Below are 15,108 nucleotides of genomic sequence, written 5' to 3'. Positions count from 1 at the left end.
CCTTCCTCTTCCTTGGCTTGCGCCACGACGATCGGCGCGGCCTGCGCATGCGATGCGGAGGTCACGAACTGCGTCGCCGTCAAAGCAGTCGTGGCGAGCAGCAGAATGCGGAGGTTTGTCATGATATCCTTGGTCCCCGAAGATAGGCCTGACAGCAACGGAAGGGCCCTCATTGACATGTCAGTTGGTCGATGAGCGGCTAATCATTAGGCCGGAATGTGGCGGCCTACAAATGCTCGGATGGTTTTTATTTCATTGGCGCAATGGGTTGCATGCACCCTTGTTCATTGCGCGTTCAGGCGAGCCGTTCATCCGGCCCCCGGATCGGTGGCGGGATTGGGGGTGTGGGGACCGTTCGGCCCGCGTACCGGCAGCTCATCCGGCATCTTGCCCGGCAACTCCTGCGGTTGTGGCGGCTGACCCGGTTCACGGAGCGGTGGTGGGACCTCCGGACGGGGGCTCCCAGGTGGGGCCTCCCGTGGCGGTTCGGTTGGTTGTCCCGGCGTCGCCGGCGGTATCTCCGGCGGTTCGATCGGCATCACATCTCCTGAACAGTTAAGCTCCGGGTGCGACAACGACTGCGACAGCCTCAGGTTCCCATCCGATTCAAAAATGGAACCGATGGAACTGGATCAAGCGGGTGCGTGGCAGACCGCCTCGATATTGTGGCCGTCGGGATCGAGCACGAACGCGCCGTAATAGGTCGGATGATAGTGCGCGCGAATTCCCGGTGCGCCGTTGTCGCGCCCGCCGGCGGCGAGGGCCGCCTTGTAGAAGGCGTCCACTGTCGCGCGGTCCTTTGCCACGATCGCGACATGCAACGGCTTGTCCAATCCACCTTCGCCGCCGATCCAGAAATCGGGCTTTCCATTGGCGCCGAAACCGGCGGCAGGCTGCTCCTCGCCCGGCCGGTCCTGCTTGACCTCCATCACCAAGGTATAGTCGAGCGGCGCCAGGGCTTTCAGATAGAAGTCCTTGGAACGTGCGTAATCCGAAACCGGAAATCCGATGTGGTCGATCATTAAGCGCTCCCGCGGTTCGAGGAAATAGTGGGTAACGGAAACTCAGCCTCGCGTCAGCAGCGTGTTGCTGCGGGTTCTCCCGGTCTCGACATAACCGCGCGCCCGCATGTCGGCGATGCAGTCCTGCTGCCATTCGTCCTTTGACAGATGCTCGATCACGACCGCGCGCGGCCACAAGGCCTGCGGCGCTTCGGCGAAGAAGCCGGTCAGCACGCGGTCCTCAAATCCTTCGACGTCGATCTTGAGCGCGTCGACATGCGAGACGCCGGCCTCCTCGAGGATGCGCTGCAGCCGCAGCGACGGCACCTTGATCGCCTTGCCGGAAGCCTCTCCCGACACGATGTGGCTGGCGCCGAGATTGTCGCCGTCGGTTTCGATCAGCAGTTCACCGTCGGCAGGACCGGCGGCGGCTGCGACCAGTCGCACCTGGGTGGTGCTGGAAGCCGCATTGTTGAAGGCGAGCCGCGCATGGGTGACCGGGTGCGGCTCGATCGCGATCACCTTGCCGCCGGTGTCGACGTGGCGCGCCAGTGCGAGCGCGTAGGTCCCGACATTGGCGCCGACATCGACGAAGATGCCCCCAGTCGGTACATGCGCGCGCAGAAAATCCAGCTCCTCGATATTGTAGGCGGGATTGAACAGCGCGCCGCGCTCGGTGGCGCTGGCCTGATGATAGAAGCGGAATGAGGCGCCTTGATAGGGCACGTCGACCGGACCTGAGCGCAACAGATTCACCAGCCGCGACAGCCAGGGCCGAAACGCGCCGCGCTTCAGCCGCGTGCGGTGGGCGAGCGAAATGATCGCAGCCTGTGCGGCATTCGGGGCGAATGCGCCGAACGGCGCGGGCGAAGGATCGTTGTCAGGCGTCAAACGGTAGTCCTCGGATAGAAGCGCCGCATGCATAGCCGGTTTTGCGGCGGCGAAACAGGTTCAATTGCGGTTGGTTTCGGCCGGCCGCTATGCCTCCGCAAAGGCGCGCCACTCTGGAGGGAAAAAGACTACGCGGCCTTCTTCGATCCGCTCCGGTGGCGCAGGAAGCGGCCGAGCAGGCGGCGTTTGTCCTTGCGCGGGATCAGGTCGACGTCGCTGACCAGCTTGGCGCCGTTCTTGCGCCGTTCCAGCACGATCTTGCGGCTGTGAAACGCTTCCAGCTCGGCGCGGTGGGCGACGCTGACGATGGTGGCCTTCGGCAGTTCCTTGATGACGATCTCCATCATCTTGTCCTGGCTCTTTTCATCGAGCGCCGACGTCGCCTCGTCCAGCACCACGATATCGGGGTTGTGCAGCAACAGGCGCGCGAACGCCAGCCGCTGCTTCTCGCCGCCTGATAGCGTCTGGTCCCACGGTCCCTCTTCCTCGATCTTCTCCTTGAGATGGTCGAGCCCGACCTTGTGCAGGGCGTCGTGAATTTGCTCCGTGAGCCAGTCGTCGGCCGCGCCGGGATAGGCGATCGCGCGCCGCAGCGTGCCGGAGGGGATGTACGGCTTCTGCGGCAGCATGAAGAGCCGGCGGTCGGGATGGAAGTTGACGCTGCCGCCGCCCCACGGCCACAGCCCGGCGAGCGCACGGACCAGCGTGCTCTTGCCGGTGCCGGACTCGCCCGCCACCAAGAGCCGCTCGCCGGGGTCGATCGCTACCTCGGTCTCGCCGACGACCGCAGTGCCGTCGTCGAGCGTCACCGAGAGATCGTTGAGGCTGAGCATGGCGCCACCCTCGGTTTCGCCGCGCTGGATGCGGCCGATGCCGTCGCCCTGCTCGGCACGCTCGAGGCCGTCGAGCGACATCATCAATGAGGCGATGCGGCGCGCCCCGGCGTTCCAGTCGGCCAGCCGCGGGTAATTGTCGACCAGCCAGCCGAATGCGGTCTGCACAATGGTGAACGCGGACGCCGCCTGCATCACCTGTCCGAGCGTCATGCTGCCGTCGAGAAATTTCGGCGCGCACAGCAGTAGCGGCACGACCGGTGCGATGAGGCTAGAACCCTGCGACACCAGCGTGGTGCGCATATGCTGGCCCGCCACGCGCGCCCATTGCCGCAACACGTTCGAAAACGTCCTGTCGATGCCGTCGCGCTCTTCCTCTTCGCCGCCGAGCAGCGCGATGCTTTCGCCGTTCTCGCGCACGCGGGTCAGGACGTAGCGGTATTCGGCCTCGGCCTGGTTCTTGTCCTCGGACACCTGCACGAAGCTGCGTCCGATCGCCATGATCGAGCCGGAGGCGATTGCGGCATAAACGATCGCGGCGATCACGAGGAAGCCGGGAATGGTAATGGTGGAGCCGCCCATCGTCAGTGTCAGCGCGCCGCCGATGGTCCAGAGCACGACGATGAAGGTGGCGGCCGACAAAAATGCCGACGTCACGCCGGCGACGAAATCCACCGGCGAGTCGGTCGCGATCCGCAAATCCTCGGCGATGCGATATTCCGGATTCTTGTGATCGCCGCCGACGAGGTTGAGCTGGTAATAGCGGCCGTTGGCCAGCCAGCGCGATATCACCGCGTTGGTCAGCCAGGCGCGCCAGCGGCGCTGGATGCCCATGCGGGCGAATACCTGCGCCACGCCGAGCAGCACGCTGCCGATCGCAAGCGGAAAGAACACCGCGGCGAGATAGTACACGGTGGCGGAATCGCGTTTCTCGATGGCGTCGAAGATTGCGCGATTCCAGACGTTGATGCCGTATTGAAAGCCGACATTGGTAACGATCAACAGCAGCAGGCCGATCGAGAACAGCCACGCCAGCCGGTCGCCGCTCCGGCCCCAATAGCCGCGCGCGCTGATCCAGAACCGCGTCAGCAGATAATCCTTGCGGGCCTGTTCGGCCTCTTCCGGAGACATCTCCGGATCCGGTTCGACGACCTCCGGCGGTGGCGGTTCGACGTGATCGCCGGTTTCAGCGACGACCTCGGCGAGTTCTGCTTTTTCCTTGGAATCCAGCGTGCTTGCGCCGGCGTCCGGCTTGTTGCTTGCCTTGGTGGATTCCTTGGCAGTTTTGTTCGCGGCGGGTTTCTTCGCCGAAGATTTGACCGTTGTTTTGCCCATGGCGGCCCAACGGCAGCCAAATCAAAAGGTTCCAGCGGGTTCCGGGCCGCAGCAACCTGTACGCCAGCGGTGCAGTTGCTTTCAGGATGATGCGGGGGCCGCCGCTTGTGCAACGTTTCGCCGGGCAACCCGGTGCAGCACGCGGGAGAGCTGCTCGATCGAATAGGGTTTTTGCAGCAGCTCGAAGCCGTGGCTGCCGTGCTCCGACAGCACGTGGCTGTAGCCGCTGGTCAACACCACCGGCAGCTCGGGATAGTGGCGGCGGATTTCCTGGGCGAGTTCGATGCCGGACATTCCGGGCATCACCACGTCGGTGAACACGGCGTCGAATCGCTCGGCGCTGCTTGCGAGCTCTTCGAGCGCATGCGTCGCGTTGCCGACGAGTTTGGTGGCGTAGCCGAGCTCGGCCAGCGCATCGGTCGTGAAGCGTCCAACCTCGGCATTGTCCTCGACCACCAGCACCGACATCCCGCTTCCATCGATCGCGGCGGCATCTGCCGCCGGCTGTCGCGATTTCCCACTGCCGGCGGTGCGCGGCAGATACAGCGTGAAAATACTGCCTTTGCCGACGTCGCTGGCGACGGCCACTTCGCCGCCGGATTGCTTGGCGAAGCCGAACACCTGCGACAGGCCGAGCCCGGTGCCGTGGCCGGCCTGCTTGGTCGTGAAGAAGGGTTCGAAGATGCGTTCGAGCCGATCCGGCGGAATGCCGCTGCCGGTGTCGGCGACGGATATGGCGACATAGCCATAGGGATGTTGCGGCAGCGGCGCGGCATTGGGCAGGCTGGCCGCCATTCCCACCGCCAGCGTCAGCCGTCCACGGCCCTCCATGGCGTCCCGCGCGTTCACGGCCATGTTGATGATGGCCGTTTCGAACTGGCTAGCGTCGGCGTTGACGAAGCACGGCTCGTCCGACCCGAGGATGACGATCTCGATCCGTGGACCGACCAGCGTGCCGATCATTTCGCTCAGCATCTGCACGCTTCGGCCGACGTCGAACACTTCCGGCTTCAGCGCCTGCCGCCGCGCGAAGGCCAGCAACTGTCCGGTCAGCTTGGCGGCGCGGGTTACCGTATCCGAGATCGCATCGATATAGCGTAGCCGCCGCACATCCGGCAGGTCGGGCCGCCGCAGCAGATCGACGGAGGCGCGGATCACGGTGAGCAGATTGTTGAAGTCGTGCGCCACGCCGCCGGTCAACCGGCCCAGCGCCTCCAGCCGCTGGCCGTGTTTCAGCGCTTCCTCGGCCTGCTGGCGTCTTTCGGCCTCGAAATGAAGATGTCGCGTGCGGCGCAGGGCCAGCCCCAGCAGGGCAAACAGCAGCGCGGTGGCCGGCGCGCCGAAGATCAGATGCTGGCTCATGGTGGAAAGCCAGCGCGCGCGGATCGCCGAGGTCTCGAGACCCGCGCCGACATAGATCGGGTATTCCGCGAGCCGCCGGTAGCCGATGCGGCGTTCGATGCCGTCGGTCGGAGAGGTCACGGTGATGAGGCCGGCCCTGGGATTGGCGGCGACCAGTTTTCCGATCGGTCCGTTGCGGTCGAGGCGGATGTCGCGGTCGATGATGGGGAAACGCGCCAGCACGGTGCCGTCGGCGCGGCCGAGCGCGAAATAGCTGCCGGGCTCCCGGCCGATCCGGGCGTAGTAATTCTCGAAGTACTCAGGGAATACAGAAGCCTGCAGCACGCCGGCGAAACTGCCGTCCTCGCTCGGGCGCCGCCGGCTGACGCCGAAGAATGCGGCGCCCTGATAGGGCGGCCGCGGTTTCAGCGCTTCACCGATATAGGTGCCGATGTCGCCGGTGACGTGGGCCTTGAAATAGTCCCGGTCGGAAAAATCGATCTCCGGCGCCGGAACGACGAGGCTGTTGACGAGCGCGTGGCCCTTGGCGTCGAAAATCCAGGCCGATTTCACCTGCGGCAGCGAGGTGACCAGTCGTTTCAGCCGCAGATGCAGCATTTGCTCGCGCGCCACGATGTCGGCATCGGGAACGTCGCGGATGATCTCGGCCATCTCCGACAGGCTGCGGTCGATGGTCTCGAATACTTTCAGCGCGTGCTCGTGCGCGACATCCAGTGAATGCTCGATTTCACGATCGGCGGTTTCGCGGATCGAGACCCGGGAGACGGCGGACGCGAATACAAAGAGCGCCAACGGAAGGGCCAGCGAGGCGACCATCATCCATTGCAACAGTCTCAGCGAATTACGTTGCGCGGTCTGCACGCTCGCTCCAGCTCCGCAGCGAGCTTAACGCAATCTTTTGTTGAGAACCAAGGGGGACCGGAATGGAACCCGGAACGATGGCAATCGATTCAAATCAGGGCATTTCGTAGCGGTCGGAAGCTCGGATGAACGCAAGCGACATCGGGGCCAGTGTCGCCAGGCCGACGCGGAGCCGCTCAAATTGCAAATGTCCGGGACCGCGTCGGTGCGCTCGTGAGCCCCAGGGCTGGCGGCGACGTTTCCAAATTTGATCCATCGCAATGCAGGGTCGGCGGTTGCTGGCAATTGTACGTGACGTTGCCACCCGGCAGTCACGCGCCGGCTTTAACCGGTGAAGGACAAGCAGGAAGGAGGAACTCATGTCAGCGGCAGAACAGGCTTTTCTGTTGACCGGAGAACTATTCGTTCTCTCGTTCCTCACTATCGGTGCGTTCTGGTTTGCCGACAGGCTGCGACGCAACTTAACAGGGAAGCCCTAGCTTCGGCAGCCTCGCATAGCTACCGGGGCACTCGCAACCGATCCCGGATGTGGCGGAGCCGGTCATCATCGGGCGCGCATTCGCGCGACCTGTTGACCCCCCGGATACAGCCGGAGGGCACCCGCCTAGATTTGGCGCTCGACCATCTTCAGCTTGAGCTCGGCGATGGCTTCCGATGGGTTGAGGCCCTTCGGGCATGCCTTGGCGCAGTTCATGATGGTGTGGCAGCGGTAGAGGCGGAACGGGTCTTCGAGATTGTCTAGCCGTTCTCCGGTGGCCTCATCCCGGGAATCCGTGACCCAGCGGTTGGCCTGCAGGAGTGCCGCCGGTCCCAGGAACCGGTCGCTGTTCCACCAATAGCTCGGGCAGGAGGTCGAGCAGCAGGCGCACAGAATGCACTCATAGAGGCCGTCGAGTTTCTCGCGGTCCTCGTGGCTCTGCTTCCATTCCTTCTGCGGCGTCGGCGTGGTCGTCTTCAGCCACGGCTCGATCGAGGCATATTGGGCGTAGAAGTTGGTGAGATCAGGCACCAAGTCCTTCACGACCGGCTGGTGCGGCAGCGGGTTGACCTTCACCGCGCCGCCTGCGGCGACGTCATGCATCGACTTGGTGCAGGCCAGCGTGTTCTGGCCGTCGATGTTCATGGCGCAGGAACCGCAGACGCCTTCGCGGCAGGAACGGCGGAAGGTCAGCGTCGGGTCGATGTTGTTCTTGATCCAGATCAGGCCGTCCAGCACCATCGGCCCGCAATCATGGATGTCGACATGATAGGTGTCGACGCTCGGGTTCTTGCCGTCGTCCGGATTCCAGCGATAGACCCTGAACTCGCGCGTCTCGGTCGCGCCCGCCGGCTTCGGCCAAGCCTTGCCGCCTGATATCTTCGAGTTCTTGGGAAGTGTGAATTCAGCCATGCTTGCAAGCCTTCGCTGTCGTCGTCAGTAAACCCGCGCCTTCGGCGGGATGTACTGAACGTCATTCGTCATCGTGTAGTCGTGCACCGGGCGATAGTCGATCGTAGTGTTGCCGCCATTGTCGATCCACGCCAGCGTATGCTTCATCCAGTTCTTGTCGTCGCGCTCGGAAAAGTCCTCGCGCGCATGCGCGCCGCGGCTTTCGGTGCGGTTCGCCGCCGAATCCATCGTGACGACCGCCTGCGCGATCAGATTGTCGAATTCCAGCGTTTCGATCAGGTCGGAATTCCACACCAGCGAGCGGTCGGTCGTCGCGACGTCGCCGATGCCGCCATGGACCTTGTGGATCAGGTTCTGGCCTTCATGCAGGATCTCGCCCGTGCGGAACACCGCGCAATTGCTCTGCATGACGTGCTGCATGCCTTCGCGCAGCTTTGCGGTAGGCGTGCCGCCGGAGGCGTAGCGATAATGGTCGAGCCGGCCGAGCGCCAGATCGGACGAATCCTTCGGCAGGTCCGGCTGCTTGCCGTTCGGCGTCAGCTTTTCCGCAAGCCGCAGCGCGGCGGCGCGGCCGAACACGACGAGGTCGATCAGCGAGTTGGAGCCGAGCCGGTTGGCGCCGTGCACGGACACGCAGGCGGCTTCACCGATCGCCATCAGGCCGGGCACCACGGCGTTGTCGTCGCCGTTCTTCTTGGTCAGCACTTCGGCGTGATAATTGGTGGGGATGCCGCCCATGTTGTAGTGCACGGTCGGTACGATCGGGATCGGCTCGCGGGTAACGTCGACATTGGCGAAAATCTTCGCCGATTCGGAAATGCCCGGCAGCCGCTCGTTCAGCACCTTGGGATCGAGATGATCGAGGTGCAGGTAGATGTGGTCCTTCTTCTTGCCGACGCCGCGGCCCTCGCGGATCTCGATGGTCATCGAGCGCGAGACGACGTCGCGCGAGGCGAGGTCTTTAGCGGACGGCGCGTAACGCTCCATGAAGCGCTCGCCCTCGGAATTGACGAGATAGCCGCCTTCGCCGCGGGCGCCCTCGGTGACGAGGCAGCCCGAGCCGTAGATGCCGGTCGGGTGGAACTGGATGAATTCCATGTCCTGCAGCGGCAGGCCGGCGCGCAGCACCATGCCGCCGCCGTCACCGGTGCAGGTATGCGCCGAGGTGCAGGAAGCGTAGGCGCGGCCGTAGCCGCCGGTCGCGAGAATGGTGGTCTGGGCGCGGAAACGATGCAGCGTGCCGTCGTCGAGCTTGAGCGCGATGACGCCGCGGCAGACGCCCTGGTCGTCCATGATCAGATCGATGGCAAAAAATTCGATGTAGAATTCGGCCGAGTGGCGCAGCGCCTGGCCATACATCGTGTGCAGCATGGCATGCCCGGTGCGGTCGGCGGCGGCGCAGGTGCGCTGGGCCTGGCCCTTTCCGTAGTCCATGGTCATGCCGCCGAACGGGCGCTGATAGATCTTGCCGTCCTCGGTGCGCGAGAACGGCACGCCCCAATGCTCGAGTTCGTAGACCGCCTCCGGTGCGTTGCGCACCATATATTCGATCGCGTCCTGGTCGCCGAGCCAGTCCGACCCCTTGACGGTGTCGTACATGTGCCAGCGCCAGTCGTCGGGATGCATGTTGCCGAGCGACGCTGAAATGCCGCCTTGCGCTGCGACCGTATGCGAGCGGGTTGGGAACACTTTTGTGATGCAGGCGGTGCGCAGACCGGCCTCGCTGCAGCCGACCACGGCGCGCAGACCGGCGCCGCCGGCGCCGACGACCACGACGTCGTAGGTGTGGTCTTCGATCGGATAGGCTTTTCCGTTGGTGGCGGGACTACTTCCAACTCCGCCGCTGCCGTTGGTGGCCTTGCCGTTACCTTCGGCCGAATTCCTAGAAGTCATGGGTCAGACTCCCGATGACAGTTTGAGGATCGCGTAGATCGACGCCAGCGCGACCGCGATGCAGAAGAAATTGTTCGCCATCACGCTGGCGAGCTTGAGCTTCTCGTTATGGATATAGTCTTCGATCACGATCTGCATACCGATCTTCATGTGCCAGGCGCTGGCGATGATGAAGAGGACCAGGATGATCGCGATCGGCAACGAGCCGAGAATTTGCGCCGCACCTGCCTGGTTACGGCCGATCAGCATCAGCACGATGACAATGACGGGAAGGATCAGGAGCGCCATCGCCACCGCGGTGAGACGCTGGCGCCAGAAATCGCTGGTGCCGGAATGCGAGGAACCGAGGTTACGGACCCGGCCGAGCGGCGTGCGCATCGAGGAACGGCTGCTCATCGTCCGCCTCCCACCGTATAGGCGACGATCCAGACCAGGACGGTCAGTGAAATGCCCGCGATCAGCGCCCCCCAGGTCAGCGCCTCGCGCTCATTGGCCTTGAAGCCGTAGCCGAGGTCCCAGAAGAAGTAGCGGAAACCGCTGCACAGGTGATGCAGCAGCGCCCATGTGTAGCCGAACACGATCAGCTTGCCGATGATGCTGCCGGTGAAGGCCTGGACGTTGGCGTAGGCCCCGGGGCCGGAGGCGGCGGCGATCAGCCACCAGGACAGCAGCAGGGTACCGAAATAGAGCGCAATACCGGTGGCGCGATGGATGACGGACAGCGCCATCGTCAGGGTCACGCGATAGGTCTGCAAATGGGGCGATATCGGTCGTTCGATCCTGGCGGTCATTCGGCGACTTTTATGTTGTGTGGAACCGCGGCCGGCCCATCGGGGAACGCGGTAGATGAATTCTATTTACGGAGTCGAAACAGTCCGCGCAACGGCCAAATGGGTTGGAATCGAACCACCGTTCATTACTACCGTGGCTATGAAACGCGATTGATCAGCGGCTTGGTATACCAGAGCCGGTTGGCACGGTTGAAGAATTGAATTTTGATTCCGCTCATTGGCCGGCCCGTGGCGGAGGTCCGAACGGATCGACGCTGCGCCACCGCTCCACCAGGTAGTCGACGAAGGCCCGGACCTTCGGGGAAGCCAGCCGCGACGGCTGAAACATCAGGTGCAGCGGCGCCGGGGCGGGTTCGTAATCGGTGAGCAGGCGGACCAGATGGCCGGCGGCGAAATCGGCTTCGGCCTGCCATGACGGCACCCGCACGATGCCCGCACCCTCCCTCGCGGCGGCGGCGAGCGCATCGAGGCTATTCATCCAGAGCCGACCCGATATGCGGATTTTGCGGCCCGTTTTGCTGCCATCGGCAAAGCGCCATTCGGCGCTGCCGGGCGCATCGGAGAAAACCAGGCAGTCGTGATGGGCGAGATCGCCGGGTGTCTCGGGCACGCCACGCTCTGCGAGATAGGCTGGCGCGGCGCAGACGATCATCCGCAAATCCGCAAGCTTGCGCGCCACCAGTTCCGAATCGGGCAACCGCCCGACGCGAATGGCGAGGTGGATGTCCTCCTCGACCATATCGACCGCACGGTCGACCAGCAGCAGGTCGACCGACAACGCCGGATAGCGGCGGAGGAATTCCGCAAGCAGGGGCGCGATCACCAGCCGGCCCATCAGGCTTGGGGAAGCGACCCTGATCCGCCCAGACGGCTGGTGACGGTCGCGCGACAGCGCGGCCTCGATTTCCTTCATCTCGCCGAGGATCGCTTTGGCGCGCTCGTACAGAATCCGGCCCTCGTCCGTGAGCGCGAGCTGGCGCGTGGTTCGCAACAGCAGGCGCGTGCCGAAATGCTGCTCCAGCGCCGCGATCTGCCGGCTTACAGAGGTCAGCGAGCTTGGCAGCGACCGCGCCGCGGCCGATAGGCTACCGGCATCGACCGCCCGGACAAAGGTCGCCATGGCCGACAATTGGTCCATCGGTCCTTCCGTATTTCGCAAGGGTGCCTGCAAAAGATAATAGATACTCCCGCATTTCAGAAACAGCTAAGTCTCCCTGCGTCGCGGCCCGGGTGGCCGTCCAGCGGGCCCGCGCAGCTGCGCAGGCCCGCTGGTGCTGAACCCGGGATACTTGGGACATGATTGCCGGCCTCGATCCGAGAGAGCTCATCGAACTCGCACTGCTGATCGCGGTCGGGGCGCTGTCGGGATTTCTGGCCGGCGTGTTCGGCATCGGCGGCGGCGCCATCCTGGTGCCGGTGTTCTACGAATGTTTCCGGCTCGCCGGCGTGCCGTTGGAGGTACGGATGCCGCTCTGCATCGGCACCTCGCTCGCCATCATTATCCCGACTTCGCTCGCCTCGTTTCGCGCCCATTACAAAAGGGGCGCGGTCGACATGGGAATCCTCAGGCTCTGGTGGTTGCCGATCGTGCTCGGCGTGGGCGCCGGCAGCGTCACCGCGCGTTTCGCGCCGGAGCGCCTGTTCAAGATCGTGTTCGTGATGGTGGCGTGGTCGGCGGCGGCAAGACTGCTGCTCGCGCGGGAGACCTGGAAGCTCGGCGATGACGTGCCGAAGGGTTTTTTGATGCGCGTCTACGGTTTTTTCGTTGGCCTGCTATCGACCTTGATGGGCGTGGGCGGCGGACTGTTCGCGAACCTCCTGATGACCTTCTACGGCCGGCCGATCCATCAGGCGGTCGCGACCTCCTCGGCGATTGCGGTGCTGATCTCGATCCCCGGCGCGATCGGCTACGTCTATGCCGGCTGGCCGGCCGCGGCGCGCTTTCCCGATGTCACCGCGCTGCAACTGCCGTTTACGCTCGGCTATGTCTCGCTGATCGGGGCGCTACTGGTGATGCCGACCACGCTCGTTACGGCGCCGCTCGGCGTGAGAGTGGCGCACGCGCTATCGAAGCGCGCACTGGAGATGGCGTTCGGCGCATATATGTTCATCGTCGGCGGGAGATTCGTGATCAGCCTACTGTGAGGGCGTCGCACCGCATGTAAAACTTGCGGTCATCCTCGTGGGCGACGCGGAATCCGAGTCGTTCGTAGAGTCTTCGCGCCGGATTGATCTTCACCACGGCAAGTGTAACGGGGCGCCCGGCCTGTCTGGCCTCCTCGATCAGGGACCTGATGATCTCGCCGCCAATGCCGCGACCCTGGAAAGCCGCGGTGATGTAGATCTGCTCCAGATAGAGCGCGTCGTCCCGTTTCGATTTCTGCAGCCAGCCCACGTCCACGCCATCGGACGTGATGATCTCCACTTCGGCGACGTGCCAGCTCTTACGCAAGTTCACGGCCTGCGCTGCCATGTCCAGCTTCAATTCCCGGATGATCTCTTCCATTCCAGAAAAATACAGGCTCGCGCAAAATTCATAATCGCCGGCGCGGGCCGGGCGAAGAGTGGTTGGCGCGTTCATGTTCATCGTCGGCGGCCGGTGCGTTGTCGGCTTGTTGCATGGCTATGGCTGAGGCGCAGGTTCAGTCTTCAATCGAATCTCGCTATGGCGCCATTTGCGGAGATCGCCGGCACCATCGATCCGATCGGACTCGGCTAACGCCCCGATGCGGGCGCCGAAGATCTCCTCATTGATTTCCAGGTTGAGTTCCTCGCATCGCTTCATCGCCTTGGCGATAACCATGGCGGTCTTCTGCAGCCGCGAGGTCATGACCGAGAAGATGATCTGATCGACCTGCGCTTCGGATGCGGAGGACGGAAGCCGGACCTGATCCCATCGCAACGAGCTGCTGATTGCGGGAAACTCCTTAAACGGAAGCAAATCGGGAAATCGCTTAACAATTGTCTCCAGCAGTTCTGAATTGAGTTTGACAGCGAGTTCGCTAATCGCAGCGGCGTCCTTGTCCTGGTCTGCAAGAAGGTCCGCGGCGGCCCTCGCCTCATCGAGTTCACCGGCCGCCTGGAGCAGGTAATCAATAATCTCGGCCGCTTGCTCTTCGTCCATGATCTCTGCCCGGGAGCGGCTCGGCACCCCTACTTCTTTGAATAGAGGTCCTTATACGTATCCCGCAAAATGTTCTTCTGCACCTTGCCCATCGCATTGCGCGGCAGTTCGTTCACCACGAACACGCGCTTCGGCATCTTGAACTTTGCCAGCCTGCCGTCGAGCGCGTTCAGCACGCCCGCTTCGGTGACCTCGGCGCCCTTGTTGCAGACCACCACGGCCGTAACGCCCTCGCCGAAATCGGCGTGCGGCACGCCGATCACGGCAGACTCGATCACGCCCGGCATGGCGTCGATCTCGCTCTCGATTTCCTTCGGATAGACGTTGAAGCCGCCTGAAATCACCAAGTCCTTGCCGCGGCCGAGGATGTGCACATAGCCCTTGGGGTCGATCTTGCCGAGATCGCCGGTGATGAAGAAGCCGTCGTCGCGGAATTCGGATTTTGTCTTCTCCGGCATCCGCCAGTAGCCCTTGAACACGTTGGGCCCCTTCACCTCGATCATGCCGATCTCGTCGCGCGCAAGCTCCTTCGCCGTTTCAGGATCGGTGACACGGACGGAAACGCCGGGCAGGGGAAAACCGACCGCGCCGGGCACACGCTCGCCGTCATAGGGGTTGGACGTGTTCATGTTGGTTTCGGTCATGCCGTAGCGTTCCAGCACGGCGTGGCCGGTGCGCGCCGACCATTCGCGATGGGTGTCGGCGAGCAGCGGCGCGGAGCCCGAAATGAACAGCCGCATATGCTTGGAAGATTCCTTCGAAAGCGCCGGGCTCTGCAACAGCCGCGTATAGAAGGTCGGCACGCCCATCAGGACGGTGGCGCGCGCCATCAGCTTGATGATCAGTTCGGGGTCGAATTTCGGCAGGAAGATCATCGAGGCGCGGGCGAACAGGGTGACGTTGCTCGCCACGAACAGGCCGTGGGTGTGATAGATCGGCAGCGCGTGGATCAGCACGTCCTTGTCCGTGAAGCGCCAGTAATCGACCAGGCTGTAGGAATTTGACGCCAGATTGTCGTGCGTCAGCATTGCGCCCTTGGAGCGGCCGGTGGTGCCGGACGTGTAGAGAATGGCGGCAAGATCGTCATTGGCGCGCGCGATGGTTGCAAACGCCGCATCGGCCTTGGCAGCAGCATCCGTCAGCGATCCCTTGCCGTCGGGCCCGAGCGTTTCGACTTTGGCCTTCACCTTGGCGGCGATCGCGCCGATGCCGTCCGCCTTCGAGGGGTCGCACACCACCAGCGACGGCTCGGCGTCGGAGATGAAGTAGTCGAGCTCGTTCAGCGTATAGGCGGTGTTGAGCGGCAGGTAGACCGCGCCCGCGCGCACGGTCGCAAGATACAGCACCAGCGCCGGTACCGATTTCTCGGTCTGCGCCGCGACGCGGTCGCCGGGCTTGACGCCGCGGGCAACCAGCACGTTCGCCATCTGGCCGGCACGGGCGATCAGATCGCCATAGCTGATGCGCGTGCCGTCGAGCATTTCGATCGCGAGCCGGTTCGGATCGTCGAGCGTATCGAACAGGCGAGAAAACAGGTTGGCGTTGGCGCTCGTGTTCATGCAACATTCCCTTGGAGGGCGCTGGCCCGCGGAATTTCGCCGGCTGGAATAGCAAGAACGCCCTTCAT

General features: G+C 63.6%; 14 protein-coding genes. 1 reads left to right on the top strand and 13 read right to left on the bottom strand.

Features of this window, described 5'->3' with window-relative positions; genetic code table 11:
- Positions 1-308: 308 nt before the first annotated feature.
- From CQ14_RS45465 to CQ14_RS00985, 10 genes are all read right to left on the bottom strand, one after another.
- Positions 309-539 carry a hypothetical protein gene (locus CQ14_RS45465; RefSeq protein ID WP_082649637.1) on the bottom strand — a complete coding sequence of 77 codons (231 nt, stop codon included), beginning with the start codon at positions 537-539 and terminating at the stop codon, positions 309-311.
- Positions 540-632: 93 nt separating this feature from the next.
- On the bottom strand, positions 633-1,022 hold the full coding sequence (locus tag CQ14_RS01025) for a VOC family protein (RefSeq protein WP_057856095.1): 390 nt from the start codon (positions 1,020-1,022) through the stop codon (positions 633-635).
- A gap of 42 nt (positions 1,023-1,064) precedes the next feature.
- Positions 1,065-1,892: an FkbM family methyltransferase gene (locus CQ14_RS01020; protein WP_057856097.1), complete on the bottom strand. Its 828-nt coding sequence runs from the start codon at positions 1,890-1,892 to the stop codon at positions 1,065-1,067.
- Positions 1,893-2,020: 128 nt separating this feature from the next.
- A complete protein-coding gene (locus CQ14_RS01015; protein ID WP_082649636.1) occupies positions 2,021-4,060 on the bottom strand; it encodes an ABC transporter ATP-binding protein/permease in 2,040 nt (679 codons plus the stop codon).
- An 81-nt stretch (positions 4,061-4,141) separates the two neighbouring features.
- On the bottom strand, positions 4,142-6,283 hold the full coding sequence (locus tag CQ14_RS01010) for a hybrid sensor histidine kinase/response regulator (protein ID WP_057856094.1): 2,142 nt from the start codon (positions 6,281-6,283) through the stop codon (positions 4,142-4,144).
- 604 nt (positions 6,284-6,887) lie between these two features.
- Positions 6,888-7,673 (bottom strand): succinate dehydrogenase iron-sulfur subunit, encoded by a 786-nt coding sequence (locus tag CQ14_RS01005; RefSeq protein WP_057837769.1) that lies wholly within the window; start codon positions 7,671-7,673, stop codon positions 6,888-6,890.
- A 24-nt stretch (positions 7,674-7,697) separates the two neighbouring features.
- Positions 7,698-9,566 (bottom strand): succinate dehydrogenase flavoprotein subunit, encoded by a 1,869-nt coding sequence (gene sdhA, locus CQ14_RS01000; RefSeq protein WP_057856093.1) that lies wholly within the window; start codon positions 9,564-9,566, stop codon positions 7,698-7,700.
- A 3-nt stretch (positions 9,567-9,569) separates the two neighbouring features.
- A complete protein-coding gene (gene sdhD, locus CQ14_RS00995; RefSeq protein ID WP_141688181.1) occupies positions 9,570-9,944 on the bottom strand; it encodes a succinate dehydrogenase, hydrophobic membrane anchor protein in 375 nt (124 codons plus the stop codon).
- A 14-nt stretch (positions 9,945-9,958) separates the two neighbouring features.
- A complete protein-coding gene (gene sdhC, locus CQ14_RS00990) occupies positions 9,959-10,357 on the bottom strand; it encodes a succinate dehydrogenase, cytochrome b556 subunit (RefSeq protein WP_057837772.1) in 399 nt (132 codons plus the stop codon).
- A gap of 214 nt (positions 10,358-10,571) precedes the next feature.
- Positions 10,572-11,495, bottom strand: coding sequence for a LysR family transcriptional regulator (locus CQ14_RS00985; protein WP_057856092.1), 924 nt, complete (start codon positions 11,493-11,495; stop codon positions 10,572-10,574).
- Positions 11,496-11,653: 158 nt separating this feature from the next.
- Between CQ14_RS00985 and CQ14_RS00980 the strand changes: the two genes are divergently transcribed.
- The gene (locus tag CQ14_RS00980) at positions 11,654-12,502 is read left to right on the top strand and encodes a sulfite exporter TauE/SafE family protein (RefSeq protein WP_057856091.1); all 849 of its coding nucleotides are present in this window, start codon (positions 11,654-11,656) and stop codon (positions 12,500-12,502) included.
- Here the strand turns inward: CQ14_RS00980 and CQ14_RS00975 are convergent.
- Genes CQ14_RS00975 through CQ14_RS00965 form a run of 3 tightly spaced genes read right to left on the bottom strand, consistent with a single transcriptional unit; the run spans position 12,489 to position 15,040 of the window.
- Positions 12,489-12,938, bottom strand: coding sequence for a GNAT family N-acetyltransferase (locus tag CQ14_RS00975; protein ID WP_199805407.1), 450 nt, complete (start codon positions 12,936-12,938; stop codon positions 12,489-12,491). The two genes, CQ14_RS00980 and CQ14_RS00975, sit on opposite strands and share 14 nt — an antisense overlap.
- 42 nt (positions 12,939-12,980) lie before the next feature.
- Positions 12,981-13,481 (bottom strand): DUF3658 domain-containing protein, encoded by a 501-nt coding sequence (locus tag CQ14_RS00970; protein ID WP_057856089.1) that lies wholly within the window; start codon positions 13,479-13,481, stop codon positions 12,981-12,983.
- A gap of 29 nt (positions 13,482-13,510) precedes the next feature.
- The gene (locus CQ14_RS00965) at positions 13,511-15,040 is read right to left on the bottom strand and encodes a malonate--CoA ligase (RefSeq protein WP_057856088.1); all 1,530 of its coding nucleotides are present in this window, start codon (positions 15,038-15,040) and stop codon (positions 13,511-13,513) included.
- Positions 15,041-15,108 lie beyond the last annotated feature (68 nt).

The organism is Bradyrhizobium lablabi, from assembly GCF_001440475.1.
Taxonomy (GTDB): Bacteria; Pseudomonadota; Alphaproteobacteria; order Rhizobiales; family Xanthobacteraceae; genus Bradyrhizobium; species Bradyrhizobium lablabi.
The sequence above is the reverse complement of the archived record's forward strand: the minus strand, read 5'-3'. Positions and strand labels throughout refer to the sequence as shown.